Source organism: Pseudomonas sp. ADAK13 (assembly GCF_012935715.1).
Taxonomy (GTDB): domain Bacteria; phylum Pseudomonadota; class Gammaproteobacteria; order Pseudomonadales; family Pseudomonadaceae; genus Aquipseudomonas.
Map to the genome: position 1 here is coordinate 3,072,308 of NZ_CP052860.1, position 24,942 is coordinate 3,097,249.

20 protein-coding genes and 2 tRNA genes are annotated in these 24,942 nt (G+C 58.2%); 19 read left to right on the forward strand and 3 right to left on the reverse strand.

What is annotated here, in order from left to right; all coding sequences use genetic code 11:
• Positions 1-66 precede the first annotated feature (66 nt).
• Genes carB through HKK54_RS14140 form a run of 3 tightly spaced genes read left to right on the forward strand, consistent with a single transcriptional unit; the run spans position 67 to position 4,194 of the window.
• Positions 67-3,288 (forward strand): carbamoyl-phosphate synthase large subunit, encoded by a 3,222-nt coding sequence (gene carB / locus HKK54_RS14130; RefSeq protein ID WP_010174311.1) that lies wholly within the window; start codon positions 67-69, stop codon positions 3,286-3,288.
• A complete protein-coding gene (greA, locus tag HKK54_RS14135; protein ID WP_010174313.1) occupies positions 3,285-3,761 on the forward strand; it encodes a transcription elongation factor GreA in 477 nt (158 codons plus the stop codon). The genes carB and greA overlap by 4 nt, the downstream gene beginning before the upstream one ends.
• 28 nt (positions 3,762-3,789) lie before the next feature.
• A complete protein-coding gene (locus HKK54_RS14140) occupies positions 3,790-4,194 on the forward strand; it encodes a hypothetical protein (RefSeq protein WP_010174315.1) in 405 nt (134 codons plus the stop codon).
• 8 nt (positions 4,195-4,202) lie between these two features.
• Here HKK54_RS14140 and HKK54_RS14145 read toward each other — a convergent pair whose 3' ends face one another.
• Entirely contained in the window at positions 4,203-4,511 is a 309-nt protein-coding gene (locus HKK54_RS14145; protein WP_010174318.1) for a YhbY family RNA-binding protein, read from the reverse strand.
• A gap of 105 nt (positions 4,512-4,616) precedes the next feature.
• On the opposite strand from HKK54_RS14145, the gene rlmE reads away from it, so the two are divergent.
• The 16 genes from rlmE to HKK54_RS14225 all read left to right on the forward strand — a co-directional run bounded on the left by rlmE (position 4,617) and on the right by HKK54_RS14225 (position 20,571).
• Positions 4,617-5,267, forward strand: a complete 651-nt coding sequence (gene rlmE / locus HKK54_RS14150) for a 23S rRNA (uridine(2552)-2'-O)-methyltransferase RlmE (protein WP_003212203.1) — start codon at positions 4,617-4,619, stop codon at positions 5,265-5,267.
• Positions 5,268-5,467: 200 nt separating this feature from the next.
• Positions 5,468-7,378: an ATP-dependent zinc metalloprotease FtsH gene (gene ftsH, locus HKK54_RS14155; RefSeq protein ID WP_010174320.1), complete on the forward strand. Its 1,911-nt coding sequence runs from the start codon at positions 5,468-5,470 to the stop codon at positions 7,376-7,378.
• Positions 7,379-7,386: 8 nt separating this feature from the next.
• The gene (gene folP, locus HKK54_RS14160; RefSeq protein WP_169387057.1) at positions 7,387-8,238 is read left to right on the forward strand and encodes a dihydropteroate synthase; all 852 of its coding nucleotides are present in this window, start codon (positions 7,387-7,389) and stop codon (positions 8,236-8,238) included.
• Positions 8,239-8,254: 16 nt separating this feature from the next.
• On the forward strand, positions 8,255-9,592 hold the full coding sequence (gene glmM, locus HKK54_RS14165) for a phosphoglucosamine mutase (protein ID WP_010174324.1): 1,338 nt from the start codon (positions 8,255-8,257) through the stop codon (positions 9,590-9,592).
• 66 nt (positions 9,593-9,658) lie between these two features.
• Complete coding sequence (gene tpiA / locus HKK54_RS14170; RefSeq protein ID WP_010174326.1) at positions 9,659-10,414, forward strand: triose-phosphate isomerase; 756 nt, start codon at positions 9,659-9,661, stop codon at positions 10,412-10,414.
• Between the two features lie 4 nt (positions 10,415-10,418).
• Entirely contained in the window at positions 10,419-10,802 is a 384-nt protein-coding gene (gene secG, locus HKK54_RS14175) for a preprotein translocase subunit SecG (RefSeq protein WP_026078118.1), read from the forward strand.
• A gap of 21 nt (positions 10,803-10,823) precedes the next feature.
• Positions 10,824-10,909, forward strand: a tRNA-Leu gene (locus HKK54_RS14180).
• Positions 10,910-11,005: 96 nt separating this feature from the next.
• Positions 11,006-11,082 (forward strand) — tRNA-Met (locus HKK54_RS14185).
• Between the two features lie 140 nt (positions 11,083-11,222).
• Entirely contained in the window at positions 11,223-11,681 is a 459-nt protein-coding gene (gene rimP, locus HKK54_RS14190) for a ribosome maturation factor RimP (RefSeq protein ID WP_003235029.1), read from the forward strand.
• Between the two features lie 47 nt (positions 11,682-11,728).
• A complete protein-coding gene (gene nusA, locus HKK54_RS14195; protein WP_003212187.1) occupies positions 11,729-13,210 on the forward strand; it encodes a transcription termination factor NusA in 1,482 nt (493 codons plus the stop codon).
• Between the two features lie 27 nt (positions 13,211-13,237).
• On the forward strand, positions 13,238-15,760 hold the full coding sequence (infB, locus tag HKK54_RS14200) for a translation initiation factor IF-2 (RefSeq protein ID WP_010174338.1): 2,523 nt from the start codon (positions 13,238-13,240) through the stop codon (positions 15,758-15,760).
• 159 nt (positions 15,761-15,919) lie between these two features.
• The gene (gene rbfA / locus HKK54_RS14205) at positions 15,920-16,321 is read left to right on the forward strand and encodes a 30S ribosome-binding factor RbfA (RefSeq protein ID WP_003212184.1); all 402 of its coding nucleotides are present in this window, start codon (positions 15,920-15,922) and stop codon (positions 16,319-16,321) included.
• A 3-nt stretch (positions 16,322-16,324) separates the two neighbouring features.
• Positions 16,325-17,242: a tRNA pseudouridine(55) synthase TruB gene (gene truB / locus HKK54_RS14210; protein WP_003212182.1), complete on the forward strand. Its 918-nt coding sequence runs from the start codon at positions 16,325-16,327 to the stop codon at positions 17,240-17,242.
• A 115-nt stretch (positions 17,243-17,357) separates the two neighbouring features.
• On the forward strand, positions 17,358-17,627 hold the full coding sequence (rpsO, locus tag HKK54_RS14215; protein WP_003177875.1) for a 30S ribosomal protein S15: 270 nt from the start codon (positions 17,358-17,360) through the stop codon (positions 17,625-17,627).
• Between the two features lie 194 nt (positions 17,628-17,821).
• The gene (gene pnp / locus HKK54_RS14220) at positions 17,822-19,927 is read left to right on the forward strand and encodes a polyribonucleotide nucleotidyltransferase (protein WP_010174346.1); all 2,106 of its coding nucleotides are present in this window, start codon (positions 17,822-17,824) and stop codon (positions 19,925-19,927) included.
• A 296-nt stretch (positions 19,928-20,223) separates the two neighbouring features.
• Positions 20,224-20,571: a BON domain-containing protein gene (locus HKK54_RS14225; RefSeq protein WP_010174348.1), complete on the forward strand. Its 348-nt coding sequence runs from the start codon at positions 20,224-20,226 to the stop codon at positions 20,569-20,571.
• Positions 20,572-20,844: 273 nt separating this feature from the next.
• Here the strand turns inward: HKK54_RS14225 and HKK54_RS14230 are convergent, their stop codons facing one another.
• Together HKK54_RS14230 and HKK54_RS14235 are read right to left on the reverse strand one after the other, a co-directional pair.
• Positions 20,845-23,778 (reverse strand): DUF748 domain-containing protein, encoded by a 2,934-nt coding sequence (locus HKK54_RS14230; RefSeq protein WP_169387058.1) that lies wholly within the window; start codon positions 23,776-23,778, stop codon positions 20,845-20,847.
• Positions 23,779-23,886: 108 nt separating this feature from the next.
• Entirely contained in the window at positions 23,887-24,903 is a 1,017-nt protein-coding gene (locus HKK54_RS14235; RefSeq protein WP_169387059.1) for a class I SAM-dependent rRNA methyltransferase, read from the reverse strand.
• Positions 24,904-24,942 lie beyond the last annotated feature (39 nt).

Sequence of the window (24,942 nt, forward strand, 5' to 3'; positions counted from 1 at the left end):
CTCAGGCTCTTCAAAGATTGTTCAAGACGGCTTGCCGACTGACCTGCGGATTTGAGTGACAAACCCATGCCAAAACGTACAGACATAAAAAGCATCCTGATTCTCGGCGCTGGCCCGATCGTGATCGGCCAGGCCTGCGAATTCGACTACTCCGGCGCCCAGGCCTGTAAAGCCCTGCGCGAAGAGGGTTACCGCGTCATCCTGGTTAACTCCAACCCGGCCACGATCATGACCGACCCGGACATGGCCGACGCCACCTACATCGAGCCGATCAAGTGGCAGACCGTTGCCAAGATCATCGAGAAAGAGCGTCCGGACGCGCTGCTGCCAACCATGGGTGGCCAGACCGCCCTGAACTGCGCACTGGACCTGGAGCGCGAAGGCGTCCTGGAGAAGTTCGGCGTAGAAATGATCGGCGCCAATGCCGACACCATCGACAAGGCTGAAGACCGCTCGCGTTTCGACAAGGCGATGAAATCCATCGGCCTTGACTGCCCGCGCTCGGGTATCGCCCACAGCATGGAAGAGGCCAATGCGGTCCTGGAACGTCTGGGCTTCCCGTGCATCATCCGTCCGTCCTTCACCATGGGCGGCACCGGCGGCGGTATCGCTTACAACCGTGAAGAGTTCGAAGAAATCTGCGCCCGCGGCCTGGACCTGTCTCCGACCAAAGAGCTGCTGATCGACGAATCCCTGATCGGCTGGAAAGAATATGAGATGGAGGTTGTCCGCGATAAGAAGGACAACTGCATCATCGTTTGCTCCATCGAAAACTTTGACCCGATGGGCGTGCACACCGGTGACTCGATCACCGTTGCGCCTGCACAGACCCTGACGGACAAGGAATACCAGATCATGCGTAACGCCTCTTTGGCGGTGCTGCGTGAGATCGGCGTGGAAACCGGTGGCTCCAACGTCCAGTTCGGCATCTGCCCGGACACTGGCCGCATGGTTGTGATCGAGATGAACCCGCGTGTATCGCGTTCTTCGGCGCTGGCATCGAAAGCTACCGGCTTCCCGATTGCGCGCATCGCTGCCAAGCTGGCGATCGGTTACACACTGGACGAGCTGCAGAACGAAATCACTGGCGGCGCAACACCTGCATCCTTCGAGCCGTCGATCGACTACGTCGTCACCAAGCTGCCACGCTTTGCTTTCGAGAAATTCCCGAAAGCCGACGCCCGCCTGACCACGCAGATGAAGTCGGTCGGTGAAGTCATGGCCATCGGCCGGACCTTCCAGGAGTCCTTGCAGAAAGCCCTGCGTGGCCTGGAAGTAGGTGTTTGCGGCCTGGACGAGAAGCTCGACCTGAGCAACCCGGAAAGCATGAGCGTGCTCAAGCGCGAGCTGACCGTGCCGGGTGCCGAGCGTATCTGGTACGTGGCCGATGCTTTCCGCGCCGGCATGACCGTCGAAGACATCTTCGGCATGAACATGATCGACCCGTGGTTCCTGGTGCAGATCGAAGATCTGATCAAGGAAGAAGAGAAGGTCAAGACCCTGGGTCTGTCCTCTATCGATCGCGACCTGATGTTCCGCCTCAAGCGCAAAGGCTTCTCCGACATGCGCCTGGCCAAGCTGCTGGGTGTGACCGAGAAGAACCTGCGCACGCATCGCCACAAGCTGGATATCTTCCCGGTCTACAAGCGCGTTGATACCTGCGCGGCCGAGTTCGCCACCGACACCGCGTATATGTACTCCACCTACGAGGAAGAGTGCGAAGCCGCGCCGTCGGGCCGCGACAAAATCATGATCCTGGGTGGCGGTCCAAACCGTATCGGCCAAGGCATCGAGTTCGATTATTGCTGCGTACACGCCGCTCTCGCCCTGCGCGAAGACGGGTACGAGACCATCATGGTCAACTGCAACCCGGAAACTGTTTCCACCGACTACGACACGTCCGACCGTCTGTACTTCGAGCCGGTAACGCTGGAAGACGTACTGGAAATCTGTCGCGTCGAGAAGCCAAAAGGCGTGATCGTCCAGTACGGCGGCCAAACCCCGTTGAAACTGGCTCGCGCACTCGAAGCTGCTGGCGTGCCGATCATCGGTACCAGCCCTGACGCTATCGACCGTGCCGAAGACCGTGAGCGCTTCCAGCAGATGGTTGAGCGCCTGAACCTGCGTCAGCCGCCAAACGCCACCGTGCGCAGCGAAGACGAAGCGATCCGCGCAGCCAGCAAGATTGGTTACCCGCTGGTGGTGCGTCCGTCCTACGTATTGGGCGGCCGGGCGATGGAAATCGTCTACGAAGAAGAAGAGCTCAAGCGCTACCTGCGTGACGCGGTGAAAGTGTCCAACGACAGCCCGGTGCTGCTGGACCACTTCCTCAACTGCGCCATCGAGATGGACGTGGATGCGGTCTGCGACGGCACCGACGTCGTGATCGGCGCGATCATGCAGCACATCGAACAGGCTGGCGTTCACTCCGGTGACTCCGCTTGCTCGCTGCCGCCTTACTCGCTGCCGGCGCACATCCAGGACGAGATGCGCGAACAGGTCAAGAAAATGGCCCTGGAACTGGGTGTGGTCGGCCTGATGAACGTACAGTTGGCGCTGCAAGGCGAAGACATCTACGTCATCGAAGTCAACCCGCGCGCTTCGCGTACCGTGCCATTTGTTTCCAAGTGCATCGGTGTTTCCCTGGCGATGATTGCCGCTCGTGTGATGGCCGGTAAGACCCTGAAGGAAATCGGCTTCACCAAGGAAATCATTCCGAACTTCTACAGTGTGAAAGAGGCGGTGTTCCCATTCGCCAAATTCCCTGGCGTGGACCCGATCCTGGGCCCAGAGATGAAGTCCACTGGTGAAGTGATGGGCGTGGGCGATACCTTCGGTGAAGCGTTCGCCAAGGCCCAGATGGGCGCCAGCGAAGTGCTGCCGACCGGCGGTACTGCGTTCATCAGCGTGCGTGATGATGACAAGCCACTGGTTGCAGGCGTGGCCCGTGATCTGATCAACTTGGGCTTCGAAGTCGTGGCTACTGCCGGGACCGCCAAGCTGATCGAGGCTGCCGGCCTGAAAGTACGTCGCGTGAACAAGGTGACGGAAGGCCGTCCGCACGTGGTCGACATGATCAAGAATGACGAAGTCACCCTGATCATCAACACCACCGAAGGTCGCCAGTCGATCGCGGACTCCTACTCCATTCGTCGTAACGCCTTGCAGCACAAGATCTACTGCACCACCACCATTGCTGCTGGCGAAGCTATCTGCGAAGCGCTCAAGTTCGGTCCTGAAAAAACCGTGCGCCGCTTGCAGGATCTACACGCAGGATTGAAGGCATGATCAAATACCCAATGACCGTCCAGGGCGCAAAAGCCCTGGAAGAAGAGCACGCCCACCTGACCAAGGTCGTCCGTCCGAAGCTGAGCCAGGACATCGGTACGGCCCGGGAATTGGGTGACCTGAAGGAAAACGCCGAATACCATGCTGCTCGCGAGCAGCAAGGTATGGTCGAGGCGCGGATCCGTGACATCGAAGGCCGCCTGCAGAACTCGGTGGTTATCGACGTCACCACCATCCCGAAGACTGGCAAGGTGATTTTCGGCACCACCGTGGAAATCGCCAACGTCGAGACTGACGAAAGCGTGGTTTACCACATCGTGGGTGAGGACGAGGCCGACTTCAAACTCGGCAAGATCTCTGTCGGTTCGCCGCTGGCCCGCGCCTTGATTGCCAAGGAAGAGGGCGATGTGGTGGCCGTCAAGACGCCTGGTGGCGTGATCGAGTACGAGATTGTCGAAGTTCGTCACATCTGAAAGACGGCGCCCGCTTCATGCGGGCGCCATGCTTTGGCAGTTTGCCCAGATGCTTTGGGTTGGCGGCCTATGGCTGTTACATATTGGTGTACTGCCGGCGCTGGGCCTGATTGGCCTGGCACCGTTGCTGATCGATGAGGTCGGCGGATTATTAAGTGCGTTGCTGGTGGGTTTTGCAGCGGCGTGCGTGACGCTTCAAGCGCTGGTGCTGATCAAGGCCGAAGGCTTGGGGAGTTTGTGGCGGGATATTCGCGGGCAACTGCTGTTGATGGCGCTGTATGCGTGCGCGATGTTTTGCGTGGTGCGCATCTTTCTGCCGGAAGCGTTGCGCTGGCAGTTGTTCAGCTATCTTGTGCTAGGGTTTTCCGGGTTGGTGCTGGTTGTACAGCCGGCGCCAGGATGGAGTGGCAGGGCGCGCGAAGCACGCCCGTGACCCTTGTTTCACTTGAAGCGGTGTACGTTCGACAATTGCTTGTTGACGCTGAAGTTCTTGCGATACAGCAGCGCCATCTTGCCGATGACCTGAACCAGGTCCGCTTTGCCAACCTTGCACAGTTCTGCAATGGCTGCCAGGCGCGCCTCGCGATCAAGGATGCTGACCTTGATCTTAATCAGCTCATGATCGCCCAATGCGCGTTCAAGTTCGGCTAACACACCTTCAGTCAAACCATTGTCTGCCACAATCAAAACTGGTTTCAGATGGTGGCCAATGGATTTGTACTGTTTCTTCTGCTCTTGAGTGAGCGGCATAATCTGACCCCTGCGTCTGATCTTGTAAAAAGCGGCGGCCAGTTTACCCGAGCGAGTCCGGGACCGCCCAGTTAATCACGACCCGTTTTATTTTCGAGGTGGCCCGTGGCCCGTTCCAAAACTAGCCTTAAGTGGCTGCAAGAGCATTTCAACGACCCTTACGTCAAAATGGCGCAAAAGGATGGCTACCGTTCCCGGGCCAGCTACAAGCTGCTGGAGATCCAGGAAAAGGACAAGTTGATCCGTCCTGGCATGAGCGTTATCGACCTTGGTGCCGCCCCGGGTGGCTGGTCCCAGGTGACCAGTCGTCTGATTGGTGGGCAAGGTCGTTTGATCGCTTCCGACATCCTGGAAATGGACAGCATCCCGGATGTGACCTTTGTTCACGGCGATTTTACCCAGGATGAAGTGTTGGCACAGATCCTGGAGGCGGTCGGAAATTCGCAGGTAGACCTTGTGATTTCCGATATGGCCCCCAATATGAGTGGATTACCCGCTGTTGATATGCCGCGGGCCATGTTCCTCTGTGAATTGGCATTGGATCTGGCGGGACGGGTACTGCGTCCGGGTGGTGACTTTCTGGTCAAGGTCTTCCAGGGTGAAGGCTTCGACGAGTATCACAAGAACATCCGCAAGCTGTTCGACAAGGTACAGACACGCAAGCCTGACTCTTCCCGGGACAGGTCTCGCGAGCAGTATTTGCTGGGTCGCGGTTTCCGTGGCATTGAAGGCGCTGCCAGTGAAGAGCGTTTTTGAGAAATTTGACGGAGGCGATAGGTTTTTTTATATCGCTTTCGTCACGAAGCTTTACGAATATTGTGTAGTCAAAGTTTCACAAAGGGTTACAGACGGCGCCTGCCAGAGTTGTAGGTAATGTAGTAAGTTAGGCCGGTGAATATCATGCGAAGCACGCGCCAGTAGCGGAGCTTGCTTCAGAGGGTAGTTAATTGAACGATATGGCAAAGAATCTGATCCTGTGGTTGATCATCGCGGCTGTCCTCGTGACGGTGATGAACAACTTCTCCAGCCCTAACGAGCCGCAGACCCTCAACTATTCCGACTTCATCCAGCAAGTTAAGGATGGCAAGGTCGAGCGCGTAGCAGTTGATGGCTACGTGATTACCGGCAAGCGCAACGATGGTGACAGCTTCAAGACCATCCGTCCGGCAATCCAGGACAATGGCCTGATCGGCGACCTGGTGGATAACCACGTGGTTGTTGAAGGCAAGCAGCCTGAGCAGCAGAGCATCTGGACCCAGTTGCTGGTGGCCAGCTTCCCGATATTGGTGATTATCGCCGTGTTCATGTTCTTCATGCGCCAGATGCAAGGTGGTGCGGGAGGCAAGGGCGGGCCGATGAGCTTCGGCAAGAGCAAGGCACGCCTGCTTTCCGAAGATCAGGTGAAAACCACCCTGGCTGACGTCGCCGGTTGCGACGAAGCCAAGGAAGAAGTAGGCGAGCTGGTTGAATTCCTGCGCGATCCGGGCAAGTTCCAGCGCCTGGGTGGTCGTATTCCTCGCGGCGTGCTGATGGTTGGCCCGCCAGGTACCGGTAAAACCCTGTTGGCGAAGGCCATTGCGGGCGAAGCCAAAGTGCCGTTTTTCACCATTTCCGGTTCCGACTTCGTCGAAATGTTCGTCGGTGTGGGTGCCAGCCGTGTTCGCGATATGTTCGAGCAGGCCAAGAAGCACGCGCCATGCATCATCTTCATCGATGAAATCGACGCCGTTGGTCGCCATCGTGGCGCTGGCATGGGCGGCGGTCATGATGAGCGTGAGCAGACTCTCAACCAGTTGCTGGTTGAGATGGACGGCTTTGAAATGAATGACGGCATCATCGTGATCGCTGCGACCAACCGTCCTGACGTGCTTGACCCTGCGCTGCTGCGTCCGGGCCGTTTTGACCGTCAGGTTGTGGTGGGTCTGCCGGACATTCGTGGTCGCGAACAGATTCTGAAAGTGCACATGCGCAAAGTGCCAATGGGTGACGACGTGGCTCCGGCCGTGATTGCCCGCGGTACTCCAGGCTTTTCCGGTGCCGACCTTGCCAACCTGGTGAACGAAGCTTCGCTGTTCGCTGCCCGTACCGGCAAGCGCATCGTTGAAATGAAAGAGTTTGAGCTGGCGAAAGACAAGATCATGATGGGCGCCGAGCGCAAATCCATGGTCATGTCCGAGAAAGAGAAGCAGAACACCGCTTATCACGAAGCGGGTCACGCCATTGTTGGTCGCGTTGTGCCTGAGCATGACCCGGTCTACAAAGTGTCGATCATTCCACGTGGTCGGGCGCTGGGCGTCACCATGTTCCTGCCGGAAGAGGACCGTTACAGCCTCTCCAAACGTGCGCTGATCAGCCAGATCTGCTCGCTGTATGGCGGCCGGATCGCTGAGGAGATGACCCTGGGCTTCGACGGCGTCACTACCGGTGCCTCCAACGACATCATGCGCGCCAGCCAGATTGCGCGGAACATGGTGACCAAATGGGGTCTGTCGGAAAAACTCGGTCCTTTGATGTACGCCGAGGAAGAAGGCGAAGTGTTCCTGGGGCGCGGTGGTGGCGGTCAAGCTGCCAGCTTCTCCGGTGAGACGGCCAAGTTGATCGACTCGGAAGTGCGCAGCATCATTGATCAATGCTACGGCACGGCCAAGCAGATCCTTACCGACAACCGTGACAAGCTCGACGCCATGGCTGATGCCCTGATGAAGTACGAGACCATTGATGCCGAGCAGATCGACGACATCATGGCTGGTCGTACGCCTCGCGAGCCTCGTGATTGGGAAGGGGGGTCGGGTACTTCGGGCACGCCGCCGGTGGTACAGAACGAACGCCCTGAAACCCCGATCGGCGGCCCGGCTGCTGACCATTAAGGTTTGAAATGACTTCTGCGTTGTCCTTGACCCGGTTGCCTTGCGGCAGCCGGGTTCTTGATTTGGCCCATACACACGTTATGGGCATTCTTAATGTAACCCCTGATTCCTTTTCCGACGGTGGCCGCTTCAGTCAGCTGGATGCTGCGTTGCGTCATGCGGAAGCGATGGTGGCTGCCGGGGCGACCCTGATAGACGTCGGTGGTGAATCGACTCGTCCTGGTGCGCGCGCGGTTTCTCCTCTGGAGGAGTTGGAACGGGTTGCGCCGATTGTCGAGCGCATCCATCGAGAGTTGGACGTCATCATCTCTGTCGACACCTCGACTCCTGCCGTCATGCGCGAAACTGCGCGACTTGGCGCGGGGTTGATCAACGATGTGCGCTCTCTGCAGCGCGACGGCGCCCTTGATGCGGCCGCCGCCACGGGTCTGCCCGTTTGCCTGATGCACATGCTTGGTGAGCCGGGCACGATGCAGGACGATCCGCATTACGACAATCTGGTCGGTGAAGTGAAAGGCTTTCTAGCCGAACGCATGGCTCAATGCGCTGCTGTGGGGATTGCCCCCGAGCGGATCATCCTTGATCCGGGATTTGGTTTTGCCAAGACCCTGCAGCACAATTTGAGCCTGTTCAAGCATATGGAATCCCTGCATGCCCTTGGTCGGCCCCTTTTGGTTGGGGTTTCGCGCAAGAGCATGATAGGTCTGGCGTTGAATCGTCCGGTGGGTGAGCGGCTGCATGGCGGCCTGGCACTCGCGGCACTTGCCGTAGTCAAAGGCGCGCGTATCTTGCGCGTGCATGACGTGGCCGAGACGGTCGATGTCGTGCGAATGATCGCAGCGGTTGAATCAGCCGAATAAGAATGATGGAGCACTTATGACTAAAAAATATTTTGGCACCGATGGCATCCGCGGTCGGGTCGGCGAATTCCCGATTACCCCAGATTTCATGCTCAAGTTGGGTTGGGCCGCCGGTATGGCGTTCCGCAGCATGGGTGCGTGTCGCATCCTGGTGGGCAAGGACACCCGTATCTCGGGTTACATGTTTGAGTCCGCGCTGGAGGCTGGGTTGTCCGCCGCCGGTGCTGATGTGATGCTGCTGGGGCCGATGCCTACGCCGGCGATCGCTTATCTGACGCGTACCTTTCACGCTGAAGCCGGTATCGTGATCAGCGCTTCGCACAATCCTCACGATGACAACGGCATCAAGTTCTTCTCGGGCCAGGGCACCAAGCTGCCGGACGAGATCGAGCACATGATCGAAGAGTTGCTGGATGCGCCGATGACCGTCGTCGAATCGAGCAAGCTGGGCAAGGTGTCGCGGATTAACGACGCTTCCGGCCGTTACATCGAGTTCTGCAAAAGCAGCGTGCCGAGCAGTACCAATTTTGCGGGGCTGAAAGTCGTCATCGACTGTGCGCACGGCGCGACCTACAAGGTTGCGCCAAGCGTGTTCAAAGAGTTGGGCGCGCAGGTGACCGTGCTGTCGGCCCAGCCCAATGGCTTGAATATCAACGACAACTGCGGCTCCACCCATATGGGCCAGTTGCAGGCAGCGGTCCTGGCCGAACATGCTGACCTGGGCATCGCGTTTGATGGCGATGGCGATCGGGTATTGATGGTCGATCACACCGGTGCAATTGTTGATGGCGACGACCTGTTGTTCATCATCGCCCGTGATTTGCACGAACGTAACAAGCTGCAAGGCGGTGTTGTCGGCACCCTGATGAGTAATCTCGGCCTGGAACTGGCCCTGGCAGATCTGGGCATTCCGTTTGTGCGCGCCAATGTCGGTGACCGCTACGTGATCGCTGAGCTGCTGGAGCGCAATTGGCAAGTGGGTGGCGAAAATTCCGGGCATGTCGTCTGCTTCCAGCACACAACTACCGGCGATGCGATCATTGCGGCGCTGCAGGTGCTGTTGGCGCTGCGTCGTCGCGAAGAAAGCCTCGCCCAGGCACGCCAAGCGCTGCGCAAGTGCCCGCAGGTACTGCTGAACGTGCGCTTTGCGGGCGGTGATAACCCTATCGAGCATCCGGCCGTCAAAGAGGCCAGCGAGCGCGTCACTGTGGCCATGGCGGGCCGTGGCCGGGTCTTGCTGCGCAAGTCGGGCACCGAGCCTTTGGTGCGCGTAATGGTCGAAGGCGAGGACGAAACACAGGTTCGCGGCTATGCCGAAGAGCTGGCAAAACTGGTAACTGAAGTTTGCGCCTGAATTCGGCTTGCCAGTGATGATGTGGTTGGGTAACATCTGCGCCCACTTTGACCGACGAGGTACAGCATGCGTCGCACTATGGTAGCTGGTAACTGGAAGATGCACGGTACCCGCGCCAGTGTCGCTGAGCTGATCAACGGCCTTCGTCATTTGGCCTTGCCTGGCGGTGTTGATGTCGCGGTATTCCCACCTTGCTTGTATATCAATCAAGTGATTGATGGCTTGAAAGGCAAGTCGATTCAGGTCGGCGCGCAGAACTCTGCGGTGGAATCCATGCAAGGTGCATTGACCGGTGAGATTGCACCGAGTCAGTTGGTTGATGCGGGTTGTTCCCTGGTGCTTGTTGGGCACTCCGAGCGTCGCCAGATCATGGGTGAGCGCGATGGGACACTCAATCGCAAATTCGCGGCGGCACAGGCTTGCGGCTTGATTCCGGTGTTGTGCATAGGGGAGACCCTTGAGCAGCGTGAGTCCGGTAAAACTCTTGAGGTTGTCGGGCGTCAGCTGGGCAGCATCATCGAGGAGCTGGGAGTCGGTGCCTTTGCAAATGCAGTAATTGCTTACGAGCCGGTCTGGGCCATTGGTACCGGGCTGACTGCTTCGCCGCAACAGGCGCAGGATGTGCACGCAGCCATCCGCGCGCAGTTGGCGGCAGAGAATTCTGAAGTCGCACGAGGTGTGCGGCTTCTATACGGCGGCAGCGTGAAGGCGGCCAATGCGGTCGAACTGTTCGGCATGCCGGATATCGATGGGGGGCTCATTGGTGGAGCTTCCCTGAATGCAGATGAGTTCGGTGCGATTTGTCGCGCCGCGGGAAACTGAAAAAATGCTGGAAACAGTCATCGTTGTTTTTCATCTGCTGGGTGCACTGGGCGTAGTTGCTCTGGTTTTGCTGCAGCAGGGTAAAGGTGCGGACGCTGGTGCGTCTTTCGGGGCAGGTGCTTCAAATACTGTGTTCGGAAGCCAAGGTTCCTCTACCTTTCTTAGTAAGTTTACTGCTATACTTGCCGCCGGTTTCTTCATAACCAGCTTGGGGTTAGGTTACTTTGCTAAAGAGAAAGCTCATGTGCTGACTCAAGTAGGTCTCCCAAATCCAGCAGTGTTGGAAGTTCCAAAAGCAAAACCGGCTTCTGATGATGTCCCGGTGCTTCAAGAGCAAAAGTCGGCTACTCCAGCGACTGACGTACCTCCAGCTCAAGAGCAGAAGTAAGAAGGTTGTAAACGCTGTATTGCCGAGGTGGTGGAATTGGTAGACACGCAACCTTGAGGTGGTTGTGCCCATAGGGTGTAGGGGTTCGAGTCCCCTTCTCGGTACCAATTATCAGGAGAGCCCGCTGTTGCGGGCTTTCTTGTAGGTGGAAGGTTACATTGACCCTGTAAGGGATCGGTCGTATACTTCCGCCCCAGCTTTGTCGCGGGGTGGAGCAGTCTGGTAGCTCGTCGGGCTCATAACCCGAAGGTCGTCGGTTCAAATCCGGCCCCCGCAACCAGTTTTAGCGGAGCCCCTTTTAAGGGGCTTTTTGTTAGCTGGACACTTTCAACGCCGCTGTTCGACGGCGTTTCAAGGATGGGCGTTTCGCCCATTTTTTTATTTTGCACAGCATGCACATACATGCACGAGGGGGTTCAGGTGTCGAGCAAGCTAGAAGAGTTGCAGGCCTTGTTGGCCCCGGTGGTCGTGGCCCTAGGCTATGAATGCTGGGGTATTGAGTTTTCGGCTCAAGGTCGCCACTCAATGTTGCGCGTTTATATCGATAAAGAGGGCGGCGTGCTGGTGGACGATTGTGCCATTGTCAGCCGTCAGATCAGCGGTGTCCTGGATGTTGAAGATCCGATCTCCGTTGAATACACCCTCGAAGTTTCCTCGCCTGGCATGGAACGCCCACTGTTCACTATTGATCAGTTTGCAAAATTTGCCGGTGAACAAGTGAAGATCAAGCTGCGTTCTCCCTTTGAAGGGCGACGCAACTTTCAGGGCCTTCTGCGCGGTGTAGAAGAGCAGGACGTCGTGGTGCAGGTAGAAGACCATGAGTTCCTGTTGCCGATCGATATGATCGACAAGGCCAACATTATTCCCAGTTTTGACTGAGACGCGGATCCCGCGGATCCAATGGCTTGCGAAAGGCGAGGCGTACGATGAGCAAAGAAGTACTGCTGGTTGTTGAGTCGGTATCCAATGAAAAGGGCGTACCGGCAAACGTGATTTTTGAAGCGCTGGAGCTGGCCCTGGCCACTGCTACCAAAAAGCGTTTTGAAGACGAAGTTGATCTGCGTGTGGAAATCAACCGCCACACCGGTGCCTACGAGACTTTCCGTCGCTGGACGGTCGTCGAAGAAGCCGATCTTGATGATCCGGCCATCGAAACCTGGCCGAGCAAGGTTGCTGAAACGCACCCGGGCGCCCAGGTCGGTGATGTCGTCGAAGAAAAGATCGAATCCATCGAGTTCGGCCGCATCGCTGCACAGACTGCCAAGCAAGTCATTGTGCAGAAGGTCCGCGAAGCCGAGCGCGCTCAAGTCGTTGACGCCTATCGCGAGCGCCTGGGGGAAATCATCTCCGGCACCGTGAAAAAAGTCACCCGCGATAACGTGATCGTCGACCTGGGCAACAACGCTGAAGCGTTGCTGGCTCGCGAGGACATCATTTCCCGCGAAACTTTCCGGGTTGGCGTGCGTTTGCGTGCGCTGCTCAAGGAAATCCGCACCGAGAACCGCGGCCCTCAGTTGATCCTGTCGCGTACCGCGCCGGAAATGTTGATTGAATTGTTCCGCATCGAAGTGCCGGAAATTGCCGAAGGCCTGATCGAAGTCATGGCTGCGTCCCGCGACCCGGGTTCGCGCGCCAAGATCGCGGTCCGCTCCAAGGACAAACGCATCGACCCGCAAGGTGCTTGCATTGGTATGCGCGGTTCGCGCGTCCAGGCAGTGTCGGGCGAATTGGGCGGTGAGCGTGTGGACATCGTCCTGTGGGACGATAACCCGGCGCAGTTCGTGATCAACGCAATGTCGCCTGCTGAAGTGGCGGCAATTATCGTTGACGAGGATGCCCATGCAATGGACATCGCCGTTGGCGCAGACAATCTGGCTCAGGCCATCGGTCGCGGTGGTCAGAACGTACGTTTGGCCAGCCAGTTGACCGGCTGGACCCTGAACGTGATGACCGAATCGGACATCCAGGCTAAGCAGCAAGCAGAAACCGGTGACATCCTGCGCAACTTCATCGACGAGCTGGAAGTCGACGAAGACCTGGCGCAGGTGCTGGTAGATGAAGGCTTCACCAGCCTGGAAGAGATTGCCTACGTACCGTTGGAAGAAATGCTCAACATCGACGGCTTTGACGAAGACACCGTCAACGAGCTTCGCGCTCGGGCCAAGGATCGTTTGTTGACTAAAGCCATCGCTACTGAGGAAAAGCTGGCAGACGCCCATCCGGCCGAAGACCTGCTCTCGCTTGAGGGTATGGACAAGGATTTGGCGATGGAACTGGCGGTGCGCGGCGTAATTACCCGCGAAGACCTGGCCGAGCAGTCTATTGACGACCTGCTCGACATCGACGGCATTGACGATGATCGTGCCGGCAAGTTGATCATGGCCGCCCGAGCCCATTGGTTCGAGTAATTAGGCGCGGCCTGAGGAGAGAAGTGCATGACGCAAGTCACGGTGAAACAACTGGCCGATGAGGTCAAAACACCGGTAGAGCGCCTGTTGCAGCAGATGCGTGAGGCAGGTCTGCCGCACACCGCCGCCGATGAAGGTGTGAGCGATAGTGAGAAGCAGTCTTTGCTGACTCACTTGAAGAGCAGCCACAAGGCGAAAGTGGAAGAACCGCGCAAGATTACATTGCAGCGCAAAACCACCAGCACCCTGCGTGTTGCTGGTAGCAAGAGCATCAGCGTTGAAGTACGCAAGAAGAAAGTCTTCGTACAGCGCAGCCCGGAAGAAATCGAAGCCGAGCGCAAACGCGAACTGGAAGAACGTCGCGCAGTAGAAAATGCTGCTCGTCAGAAGGCTGAAGAAGAAGCCAAGCGTCGCGCCGAAGAAGAAGCGCGTCGCCAGCCTGCTGCTGCGCAACCTGCTAACACTGAGGCCGTTGCTGCGCCTAGCGCGCCTGTAGAAGCTGTTCGTGAGGCCACTCCGGTTGCCGCCGCGCCTGCTCCTGCAGCCGACGCTCGCAAACGCGAAGAACCTCGTCGCCCGGACAAACCACGTGCCGACGATAACAATCGTCGTGGCAGTGGCGATGGTGAGCGCAAAAACGCTCCGCATCGTGCTTCGGTCAAAGAGAAGGCGCCAGCGCCACGCGTTGCTCCACGTACTACCGACGAAGAAAGCGACAGCTTCCGTCGCGGTGGTCGCGGCAAGGCCAAGCTGAAGAAGCGCAACGCCCACGGTTTCCAGAGCCCAACCGGCCCTGTCGTGCGTGATGTGCAGATCGGCGAGACCATCACTGTTGGCGATCTCGCCAATCAGATGTCGGTCAAGGCTGCTGAAATCATCAAGTTCATGTTCAAACTGGGTACTCCAGCCACCATCAACCAGGTACTGGATCAGGAAACTGCCCAACTGGTTGCTGAAGAGCTGGGCCACAAAGTGACCCTGGTCAGCGACACCGCCCTGGAAGATTCCCTGGCCGAGTCCCTGAAGTTTGAAGGCGAGACCTTCTCCCGTGCGCCAGTCGTGACCGTAATGGGCCACGTTGACCATGGTAAGACCTCGCTGCTCGACTACATCCGTCGTGCCAAGGTAGCTGCAGGCGAAGCCGGCGGCATCACCCAGCACATCGGTGCGTACCACGTTGAAACCGAACGCGGCATGGTCACCTTCCTCGACACCCCAGGTCACGCCGCGTTTACCGCAATGCGTGCCCGTGGTGCCAAGGCGACTGACATCGTGATCCTGGTAGTTGCAGCGGACGACGGCGTCATGCCGCAGACCATTGAAGCTGTCCAGCACGCCAAGGCCGCTGGTGTTCCACTGGTAGTTGCAGTGAACAAAATCGACAAGCCGGGCGCCGATCTCGATCGCATCCGTAGCGAGTTGTCGGTTCACGGCGTGACGTCCGAAGAGTGGGGCGGTGATACGCCGTTCGTTTCGGTTTCGGCGAAAGTCGGTACCGGTGTAGACGAACTGCTTGAAGCTGTTCTGCTGCAAGCCGAAGTACTCGAACTGAAAGCAACCCCATCGGCCCCGGGTCGTGGTGTTGTGGTTGAATCGCGTCTCGACAAAGGTCGTGGCCCGGTTGCAACCGTTCTGGTTCAAGACGGTACCCTGCGCCAAGGCGACATGGTCCTGGTCGGTTCGAACTACGGCCGTGTGCGTGCCATGCTCGACGAGAACGGCAAGCCAATCAAGGAAGCCGGTCCTTCCATCCCTGTCGAGATCCTCGGCCTGGACGGTACCCCGGACGCTGGCGACGAGATGAGCGTGCTGTCGGACGAGAAGAAAGCCCGTGAAGTGGCTCTGTTCCGTCAAGGCAAGTTCCGCGAAGTCAAGCTGGCCCGTGCTCACGCCGGCAAGCTGGAAAACATCTTCGAGAACATGGGCCAGGCAGAGAAGAAGACGCTTAACATCGTCCTCAAATCTGACGTTCGTGGTTCCCTCGAAGCGTTGAACGGCGCCTTGAACGGCCTGGGTAACGACGAAGTGCAAGTGCGTGTTGTCGGTGGCGGTGTCGGTGGTATCACCGAATCCGACGCCAACCTGGCACTGGCTTCCAACGCTGTACTGTTCGGCTTCAACGTGCGTGCCGATGCTGGCGCACGGAAGATCGTCGAGCAGGAAGGCCTGGACATGCGTTACTACAACGTCATCTACGACATCATCGAAGACGTCAAGAAGGCCCTCACCGGCATGCTTGGCAGCGACGTCCGGGAGAACATCCTGGGTGTGGCTGAGGTGCGTGACGTGTTCCGCTCTCCGAAATTCGGCGCGATCGCCGGTTGCATGGTTATCGAAGGTGTTGTGCACCGTAACCGTCCAATCCGTGTACTGCGTGAAGACATCGTTATCTTCGAAGGCGAGCTGGAATCCCTGCGCCGCTTCAAGGATGACGCTTCCGAAGTACGTGCCGGCATGGAATGCGGTATCGGCGTCAAGAGCTACAACGACGTCAAGGCTGGCGACAAGATCGAAGTCTACGAGAAGGTCCAGGTTGCTCGCAGCCTCTAACTCGCGCACTTCAAGGGCCACGCGGCGCCCAGGCATGCAAATGCCGGGCGCAGCGTCCGGACTCTAAACGCAACGCCCGGTCTGGCTTTTGTCAGGCCGGGCGTTTGCCGCTTTCAGACCCCACGGGTTTCACCGTGTGGCAGTAACAGGTAACAAGACATGGCAAAAGAATACAGCCGTACCCAACGTATCGGCGATCAGATGCAGCGCGAGCTCGCACAGCTGATCCGTCGTGAAGTAAAAGACCCACGTGTTGGCCTCGTCACCATCACCGCCGTTGAAGTCAGCCGTGACGTTGGTCACGCCAAGATCTTCATCACCGTGATGGGCCAGGACAACAGCGAAGAAATCGCGCAAAGCATCAAGGTGCTCAACTCTGCCGCAGGCTTCCTGCGCATGCAGCTGGCCCGCGAAATGAAGCTGCGCAGCGTTCCACAGTTGCACTTCCACTACGACGAAAGCGTCGTGCGTGGCGCGCACCTGTCGGCACTGATCGAGCGGGCCGTGGCTGAAGACAATCAGCACCCGGAATCCGCCACGCCTGAAGACGCCAAGGAGTAATCGGTGGCTCAGGTCAAACGTATCCGTCGTAACGTCAGCGGCATCATTCTGCTCGACAAGCCCATCGGCTTTACCTCCAATGCGGCGTTGCAGAAGGTCCGCTGGCTGCTCAATGCCGAGAAGGCAGGGCACACCGGCAGCCTCGATCCGCTGGCCACCGGCGTGTTGCCGTTGTGTTTTGGCGAGGCCACCAAGTTTTCGCAATACCTGCTCGATTCCGACAAGGGTTACGAAACCCTGATGCAACTGGGCAAGACCACCACCACGGCAGACGCCGAAGGTGATGTTTTGCAGGTTCGCGAGGTGACCGTTGGTCGTGCTGATATCGAAGCTGCCTTACCCGCTTTTCGTGGGCAAATCAGTCAGATACCGCCGATGTACTCGGCTCTCAAGCGTGATGGCCAGCCTCTTTACAAGCTGGCACGTGCAGGTGAAGTGGTGGAGCGCGAACCGCGTTCTGTTACTATTGCGCGCTTGGAATTGCTCGCCGCCGAAGGCGACACTGCCCGGTTGGCGGTGGACTGCAGCAAAGGCACCTATATCCGTACCCTGGTGGAGGATATTGGTGAGCAACTAGGCTGTGGCGCATACGTTGCAGAACTGCGACGCACCCAGGCAGGCCCTTTCACCCTGGCCCAGACGGTCACGCTGGAAGAGCTGGAGGCGGTACATGCCGAAGGCGGCAATGAAGCGGTTGATCGCTTCCTGATGCCATCGGACAGCGGTTTGCTGGATTGGCCACTGCTGCACTTCTCGGAGCACAGCGCGTTCTACTGGCTTAACGGCCAGCCGGTACGTGCACCGGATGCCCCGAAGTTCGGCATGGTGCGGGTACAAGATCACAACGGTCGCTTCATCGGTATCGGTGAAGTGAGCGAAGACGGGCGCATCGCGCCGCGTCGACTGATTCGGTCAGAATGACCGAACGAGGGTGGCTGTTAACAGGCACGGTCACTACTCATTTTTAGATACAGGGATTTGTCCCTGGCCTGTTGAAACCGTCCTTTGGATGGTTTCCTGAAAAAAGGATTGCCTCATGGCTCTCGACGTTCAAGAAAAAGCTCAAATCGTAGCTGACTACCAGCAAGCTGTTGGTGACACTGGTTCGCCAGAAGTGCAAGTTGCACTGCTGACCCACAACATCAACAAGCTGCAAGGTCACTTCAAGGCCAACGGTAAAGATCACCACTCCCGTCGTGGTCTGATCCGCATGGTAAACCAGCGTCGTAAGCTGCTGGACTACCTGAAAGGCAAGGATCTGGGTCGTTATCAGACTCTGATCGGTCGCCTGGGTCTGCGTCGCTAATAAGCGATTGCGCTAGAGGTTGGTTGGCTGTCGTGTGTCAGTGGGTTTCCCGCTGGCCCATGGCAGGCTTCCAGCCTCAAGTTTTATCTGGATACACGTTTTACCCTGGACAGGCGTTGGGCCGATTCCCGACATTGCCCAAGAATTTCGCAAGAAGACAAGTTCCCCAAGAGCCACAAAGAAGGTAGGACACCGTGAACCCGGTTATCAAAAAATTCCAGTTCGGTCAGTCGACCGTTACCCTCGAGACAGGCCGTATTGCCCGTCAAGCCTCCGGCGCAGTGCTGGTCACCGTTGACGACGACGTCACCGTATTGGTGACCGTTGTTGGCGCCAAGACCGCTGACCCGAGCAAAGGCTTTTTCCCTCTTTCCGTTCACTACCAGGAAAAGACTTACGCTGCCGGTAAGATCCCTGGCGGTTTCTTCAAGCGTGAAGGCCGTCCTTCCGAGAAAGAAACCCTGACTTCCCGACTGATCGACCGTCCGATCCGTCCGCTGTTCCCAGAAGGCTTCATGAACGAAGTGCAGGTTGTCTGCACCGTCGTTTCCACCAGCAAGAAGACCGATCCGGACATCGCTGCGATGATCGGTACCTCGGCTGCCCTGGCCATCTCCGGTATTCCTTTCGATGGCCCGATCGGCGCTGCCCGTGTTGCGTTCCACGAAAGCACCGGCTACCTGCTGAACCCGACTTACGAACAACAGAAAGCTTCGAGCCTGGACATGGTCGTTGCCGGTACTTCGGAAGCCGTGTTGATGGTTGAATCGGAAGCCAAAGAGCTGACCGAAGACCAGATGCTGGGCGCGGTACTGTTTGCTCACGACGAGTTCCAGGTTGTGATCAACGCTGTTAAAGAACTGGCTGCTGAAGCTGCCAAGCCAACCTGGACCTGGGCTCCTGCGCCTGAAGCGACTGAACTGCTGGGCGCTATCCGCTCCGAGTTCGGCACCGCCATCTCCGACGCCTACACCATCACCATCAAGGCCGACCGTTACGCTCGCCTGGGTGAGCTGAAGGACCAGGTTGTTGCCAAGCTGTCCGGTGAAGAAGGCCAGCCTTCTTCCAGCGAAGTCAAAGCAGCATTCGGCGAAATCGAATACCGCACCGTTCGCGAAAACATCGTAAACGGCAAGCCACGTATCGACGGTCGCGACACTCGCACCGTACGCCCACTGAACATCGAAGTCGGCGTTCTGCCAAAAACCCACGGCTCGGCCCTGTTCACCCGTGGCGAAACCCAGGCCCTGGTTGTTGCAACACTGGGGACTGCCCGTGACGCACAGCTGCTGGACACCCTGGAAGGCGAGAAAAAAGACCCGTTCATGCTGCACTACAACTTCCCTCCGTTCTCGGTAGGTGAGTGTGGTCGCATGGGTGGCGCTGGTCGTCGCGAAATCGGTCACGGCCGTCTGGCCCGTCGTTCGATTTCGGCCATGCTGCCTGCCGCCGACGTGTTCCCGTACACCATTCGTGTTGTGTCGGAAATCACCGAGTCCAACGGTTCCAGCTCCATGGCTTCGGTCTGCGGTGCTTCCCTGGCGCTGATGGACGCTGGTGTTCCGATGAAGGCACCGGTTGCCGGTATCGCTATGGGTCTGGTTAAAGAAGGCGAGAAGTTCGCCATCCTGACCGACATCCTGGGCGACGAAGACCACCTGGGCGACATGGACTTCAAAGTAGCCGGTACCGCCAAAGGTGTTACCGCGCTGCAGATGGACATCAAGATCAAGGGCATCACCGAAGAAATCATGGAAATCGCTCTGGGCCAAGCCCTGGAAGCGCGCCTGAACATTCTCGGTCAGATGAACCAGATCATTGGTCAGTCCCGTACCGAACTGTCGGAAAATGCTCCGACCATGATCGCGATGAAAATCGACACCGACAAAATCCGTGATGTTATCGGTAAAGGCGGCGCGACCATTCGTGCGATCTGTGAAGAGACCAAGGCTTCGATCGACATCGAAGACGACGGCTCGATCAAGATCTTCGGCGAAACCAAGGAAGCGGCTGAGGCTGCACGCCAGCGCGTTCTGGGTATCACCGCTGAGGCAGAGATCGGCAAGATCTACGTCGGTAAGGTTGAGCGCATCGTCGACTTCGGCGCATTCGTCAACATCCTGCCAGGCAAGGACGGTCTGGTTCACATCTCCATGCTGAGCGACGCTCGCGTTGAGAAAGTGACCGACATCCTGAAAGAAGGCCAGGAAGTGGAAGTGCTGGTACTGGACGTGGACAACCGCGGCCGTATCAAGCTGTCCATCAAGGACGTAGCAGCAGCCAAGGCTTCGGGCGTTTAATCACCCCGTCGCTGCCAGCTGAAAAAAGGGACTCTTCGGAGTCCTTTTTTTATGCCTGTGGGAAAGTGTCGCGAAATCAGGCGTTTAGCCATACCCAAAAGCCGCAACTTGCATGCAGGCACGATCGCCTTCATGCAAGTTGCACGATTTCGAAAATTGGGTATTTTTATAAGGTATTGATTTATAAGGTTTTTATTGGAAATAAAAACTTGGCACAGCGCCTGCAATAGTACTGATAGCCCTGCAGCTTTAACGTTTACACGCTGCAGACTTTTGATAAAACAGGAGTTACTCGTATGAAAAAGTTCGCTATCGCTGCTGCAACTGCCACCGCTCTGACCCTGACCATGGCCAACGTGGCCTTCGCTCAAACTTCCCAGGCGCCTATGGTTGTAGCGGCCGGTGAAGTGACCAAAGCCAAGGAAGCGACCTCCGATACCTGGATCACTACCAAAGTGAAAAGTGACCTGGTTACCGAGAAAGGCATTCCTGGTACCGACATCAAAGTCGAAACCAACAAAGGCGTAGTGTCCCTGTCGTCGACCGTAGCTATCACCGAAGCTCAGAAAACGACTGCTGTTGCCATCGCCAAGAAAATCAAAGGCGTTAAAGCTGTATCGGCCGACGGCCTGAAAGCAGAGTAACGCTTAACGAATCGCCTGAACTAGGCAGAGGCGGCCACGAGCGAGTCAAGACATCCGCTCAATGCACCTCACAGGTTCATGCGACCGGCCACACGGATGTGGTCATTACAGGCCCCGGCACTTGTGCCGGGGCCTGTTCTATTGCGCAAGGGAACTGTAGGAGCGAGCTTGCTCGCGAAAAACCTCAGAACACCGCGTCAATTCAGAAAGTCCGCGTTATCGTTGACGTTCTTCGCGAGCAAGCTCGCTCCTACAGGGGGGCCAGCGTTTGGGTTACTCGGCATCCAGATGCATCGGCGTCACCACCCGACCATCCTTCTCGGCTTCACCCAGGTTTGCATCGATAAAGTAAACCCGGTCATCTTCCAGCTGGCCCTTGTCCACCAGGTAGTCCTTGATCGCGCTGGCGCGGTCCTGGCCCAGTTGGCGTAGCAGCACGTCGCTGCCGCTCCAGAACTTGATCACACCGTCCCGCAGCTTGGCAGTGCGCTCATCGCTGCTCAGGTCCTTCCACTCGGGAGGCGGCTGCAGTTTCAAGCGGGTGCGGTAGATGCCTTCCAGCAGTGGCGCCTTTTCCTTTTCAGGGACTTCAAGCAGCGACGCCTGTGCCGGGACTTTATCGCCACGGCGCTGGAGGATCTTGTAGTAGTTGTACTGGTATTCGCGTTCCAGTCGTTGTGCGGCCAAAAGCGGGCCGTCACTGCTGGCAGCGGCGGTACCTTCGATTTCCAGGCGCAGGGCAGGGCGCTCCTTGAGTGCCTTGGCGAGGCTGTCCAGCGCTGACTCGGAGTCCTTGCTCAGCTCGCTGGAACCCGCCGCAAACGACACGTTGCCGAGGTCCTGGGCGCCGCCACCGCTGATCAGGCCGCCAATAAACTTGAACGGTGCCGTGGCTGCACGTACCACCAGGTTACGCAGGGTCTGCCAGACAATCGGCATCACGCTGAATTGCGGGTTGTTCAAGTCACCGGTTACCGGCAGCTCAATGGAGATCTTGCCGTCGGAATCCTTGAGCAGGGCAATCGCCAGGCGAATCGGCAGGTCCACGGCGTCGGCACTGTCGACCTTCTCACCCAGTTGCAACTGCTCGACCACCACTTTGTTCTCGGCCTTCAACTGGCCCTTGGTGATGACGTAATGCAGGTCCAGGTTGAGCCGGCCCTTGCGGATACGGAACCCGGCGAATTTGCCCGAGTACGGTGTGAGTGTGGTCAGTTCGACACGTTTGAAGCTGGTGGCGATATCCAGTGCGGCCATCGGATCAAACGGATTGACGCTGCCCTTGATGGTGACCGGCGCATAACGGTCAACCTTGCCCTTGACGTCAACGCTCGCCGGTTTCGCCTGGCGACTGTCGATGGTGCCGATCTGGCCGTTAAGCTGTTGAATGGCGGTGGCGAAGTTCGGGGTCAGGCTGAAGTCGGCGAAATTGGCCGAGCCGTCGTTGATCGCAATTTGACCCACGCGGATGCCCAAGGGCTTTTCCTTACCGGCCGCAGGTTTCGCGGCCGACTTGCTGCCGCTGTTGGCCGGCTGCGGAATCAGCAAGTCATCGATGTTGGTGGTGCGGTCATCATTGATCATGAAGCGCACGTAGGGCTGCAACAGGTTGACCTTGTCGATCGACAGGCTGTCGCCGTGTTGATAGTTCACGCCTTCCAGTACCAACCGCTGCCACTTCAGGAAGTCGCGGGTTTTCAGGGTGTCCAGGGTGTGCAACTGGTCGACCTGTGCCCGGCCAGTCACCTGGAACGCCAGGGGCTCGGTACTTTTCAGGTTTACATCCAGGTTGCTGCCGAGCATGCCGCTACGCAGTTCCAGGCGGATAAACGGGCTGATGTAGGACTGCGCGACACGCAGGTCGATGTCTTTGGTATCCACTTTCAGCTTGGCGCTGACCGGGCTCAGGTTGACCTGGCCGGTGGCCTGGAGCTTGCCTTGCTTGCCTACGCCGGTATCGAGCTTGAGGGTAAACGGGCTCTGGTTAAGGCTGTCGAAATCCTGCAGGTCAAGGTTCAGCGGGCCGACTTCCAGGGCCACTGCCGGTTTGGCCGAGCGGTCCGCCAGATGCACTTGATAGTTGCGCAGTTGCACGTCCTTGAGCAGCACTTGCCAAGGCTTGCTCGGCGCGGCCGGCGCAGGTTTTGGCGAGTCGGCAGTGGCGGGGGCGGCAGCGGGTTCGGGCGCGGCTGCCGGTTTGCTCGGCTGGCTGGCGAACAGCTTTTGCCAATCCAGCTGGCCGTCGGCTTCGAGGGCCGCCCAGGTTTCGAGTTTATTGCTACGGATCTTGCCGACGATCACTTGCTGCTTGGCCAGGTCGACGGTGGTTTCGCTGACGTCCAGTTTCTCCAGGCGCGCGAGCGGCCGGCCATCCGGTGCCTTGATCGCAAACGGCGCGACACTCAGGGCGACGTTGGTCAGGTTCAGCTCGGTTTCTTTCGCCAGGCTCAGCTTGTAGTCGGTGCTGAAGTTGAGGACACCGTCTTCCAGAACCAGCGGCACCGCGTCACGCACATACGGCCACCAGACTTTCATCTTGCCGTCGGTAACCTTGAGTTTGCCTTCGGAGGCAATCGGGATAAGGCTGAAATTGCCGGTCCAGTCGATCTGGCCGCCTTCCGGTCCGGCTGCCACCAACGTCATGTCGGCATTGTCTTCGGGCAGGGTGCTGAGGTTTTTCAGCTCGAAATCCAGTTTGTCGTAGAGAAACTCGATCGGCTCGCTAGGGCGCAAATCCTGGAAGTGCACATAGCCGCCCGCCAGCTTGATGTTATCGATGCGCAGGGGGAACGGTTTGGCGTTCGGATCGGTTGGGGTCGGCTCGCTGGCCGGCAATTTGAACAGCTGTGCCAGGTTGAGCTGGCCGGACTTGTCGAACAGCAGCTCGGTCTTTGGCTTGTCGAGTTGGACGTCAGCCAGGTGCAGGGCGCGTGTCCACAAACTGTCGATCTGCAGGTTGGCATAGAGGCGTTCAAAGGCCACTTGCTCCTTGCCGGGCTCACCGATATTCAGGCCCCACACGGTCAATTCGAGACTGAACGGGTTGAGCTCGATACGCTGGATATGCGCCGGCACGGTGGCGTAATTGGCCAACTGTTGATTGGCCACACGAAGGGCAATGCCGGGGAGAATAAGGAAGCCCAGCAAGCTGTACAGGGCAAGGGCGGTCAGCAAGGCGCCGGCGGCGCGAATCAATCCTTTGGGCATATGTGACGCCATCTATGTCGATCAAGAGTGCCTTGGAGTATGGCACGGGTTTACGGTTCCGAAGAACCGGGCCTTTATTACTGAGCCCGGGCCCTTTTGGGACAAGTCTTACAGCTGCAGGATCAGGGTCTTCAGCGGTGGCTGTTGGTCCAGCGACGGGAAGTCTGCGCCGGGTGTCATGACCTGCCAGTCGCGTACCGGGCGACCGGCCTTTTCGGCGCAGCGCAGGACCTGGTCGCGCCAGTCGTCCATGCTGACTTTTGCCAGGTTGTTGCAGCAGATCAGCACACCGTCATCGGCAGTGGCCAGCAGCGCAGGCTTGAGCAGGCTCTGGTAGTCGCGCAGCAGGTCGACGGTGCCGAAAGCGCTCTTGGCCCAGGCGGGAGGGTCGAGCAGCACCAGGTCGTACTGGCGTTGATCCAGGCGTGGATAGCTCGGCAGTTTCTGACCGCGGCGCTGGCTGATGGGCAGGCCCGCCAGTTGGCGGATTGCCGGGAAATAATCCGACTGCACGAATTCCATCGTCGGCAATTGCGGGTTGAGTTGACCGTTTTCGCGACCGACCGCCAGGTTGCCCTCGGCAAAGTCCAGGTTGCACACCTCGCGGGCGCCACCGGCAGCGGCGCTCAGGCCTACGCCGCAGGTGTAGGCAAACAGGTTCAGCACGCTTTTGCCGGCACTGTGTGCCTTGACCCAGCCACGGGTGTTGCGCAGGTCCAGGAACAGCAGCGGGTCTTGCCCGGCGTGCCGCCCGCGTACGCGGTAATTGAGGCCCCATTCGTGGCCGATCAAGTCTTCCAGGGCCGCAGGTTCCGCGCGGTACACCGTGTCTTCACGGTCGATGCGCGAGTTGCCCCGGGAGCGATCGTTGTAGACCAGCAGCAGCTCCAGCCCCAGGTGCTGGTTGATCGCCTGGTGCAATTTCAGCAGGTCTTCACTTTCCAGCGACTGGTGAAAGCTCTGCACCAGCAGTTGCGGGCCATAGCGGTCGATGGTCAGGCCGCCAGCGCCTTCCTGGCTGCCGTGGAACAGGCGATAGCAATCGGTGCCTTGGGCATGCAGCTCGGCAAGCAAGTCCTGGCGATGATCGAGGGCGGCGCGCAGCGCCTGATTCAAGGGAGACATAGTGCGCGCCTTGCAGGGTAATTGGGGCGCGGGAGTTTA

What these genes read in the sequence shown, in the direction of transcription:
- tpiA (WP_010174326.1), top strand. Translation starts at nt 9,659, where the DNA reads ATGCGTCGCACTATGGTAGCTGGTAACTGGAAGATGCACGGTACCCGC.
- carB (WP_010174311.1), top strand. Translation starts at nt 67, where the DNA reads ATGCCAAAACGTACAGACATAAAAAGCATCCTGATTCTCGGCGCTGGC.
- glmM (WP_010174324.1), top strand. Translation starts at nt 8,255, where the DNA reads ATGACTAAAAAATATTTTGGCACCGATGGCATCCGCGGTCGGGTCGGC.
- HKK54_RS14145 (WP_010174318.1), bottom strand. Translation starts at nt 4,511, where the DNA reads ATGCCGCTCACTCAAGAGCAGAAGAAACAGTACAAATCCATTGGCCAC.
- secG (WP_026078118.1), top strand. Translation starts at nt 10,419, where the DNA reads ATGCTGGAAACAGTCATCGTTGTTTTTCATCTGCTGGGTGCACTGGGC.
- infB (WP_010174338.1), top strand. Translation starts at nt 13,238, where the DNA reads ATGACGCAAGTCACGGTGAAACAACTGGCCGATGAGGTCAAAACACCG.
- rpsO (WP_003177875.1), top strand. Translation starts at nt 17,358, where the DNA reads ATGGCTCTCGACGTTCAAGAAAAAGCTCAAATCGTAGCTGACTACCAG.
- nusA (WP_003212187.1), top strand. Translation starts at nt 11,729, where the DNA reads ATGAGCAAAGAAGTACTGCTGGTTGTTGAGTCGGTATCCAATGAAAAG.
- HKK54_RS14235 (WP_169387059.1), bottom strand. Translation starts at nt 24,903, where the DNA reads ATGTCTCCCTTGAATCAGGCGCTGCGCGCCGCCCTCGATCATCGCCAG.
- rbfA (WP_003212184.1), top strand. Translation starts at nt 15,920, where the DNA reads ATGGCAAAAGAATACAGCCGTACCCAACGTATCGGCGATCAGATGCAG.
- folP (WP_169387057.1), top strand. Translation starts at nt 7,387, where the DNA reads ATGACTTCTGCGTTGTCCTTGACCCGGTTGCCTTGCGGCAGCCGGGTT.
- HKK54_RS14225 (WP_010174348.1), top strand. Translation starts at nt 20,224, where the DNA reads ATGAAAAAGTTCGCTATCGCTGCTGCAACTGCCACCGCTCTGACCCTG.
- HKK54_RS14230 (WP_169387058.1), bottom strand. Translation starts at nt 23,778, where the DNA reads ATGCCCAAAGGATTGATTCGCGCCGCCGGCGCCTTGCTGACCGCCCTT.
- greA (WP_010174313.1), top strand. Translation starts at nt 3,285, where the DNA reads ATGATCAAATACCCAATGACCGTCCAGGGCGCAAAAGCCCTGGAAGAA.
- HKK54_RS14140 (WP_010174315.1), top strand. Translation starts at nt 3,790, where the DNA reads ATGCTTTGGCAGTTTGCCCAGATGCTTTGGGTTGGCGGCCTATGGCTG.
- ftsH (WP_010174320.1), top strand. Translation starts at nt 5,468, where the DNA reads ATGGCAAAGAATCTGATCCTGTGGTTGATCATCGCGGCTGTCCTCGTG.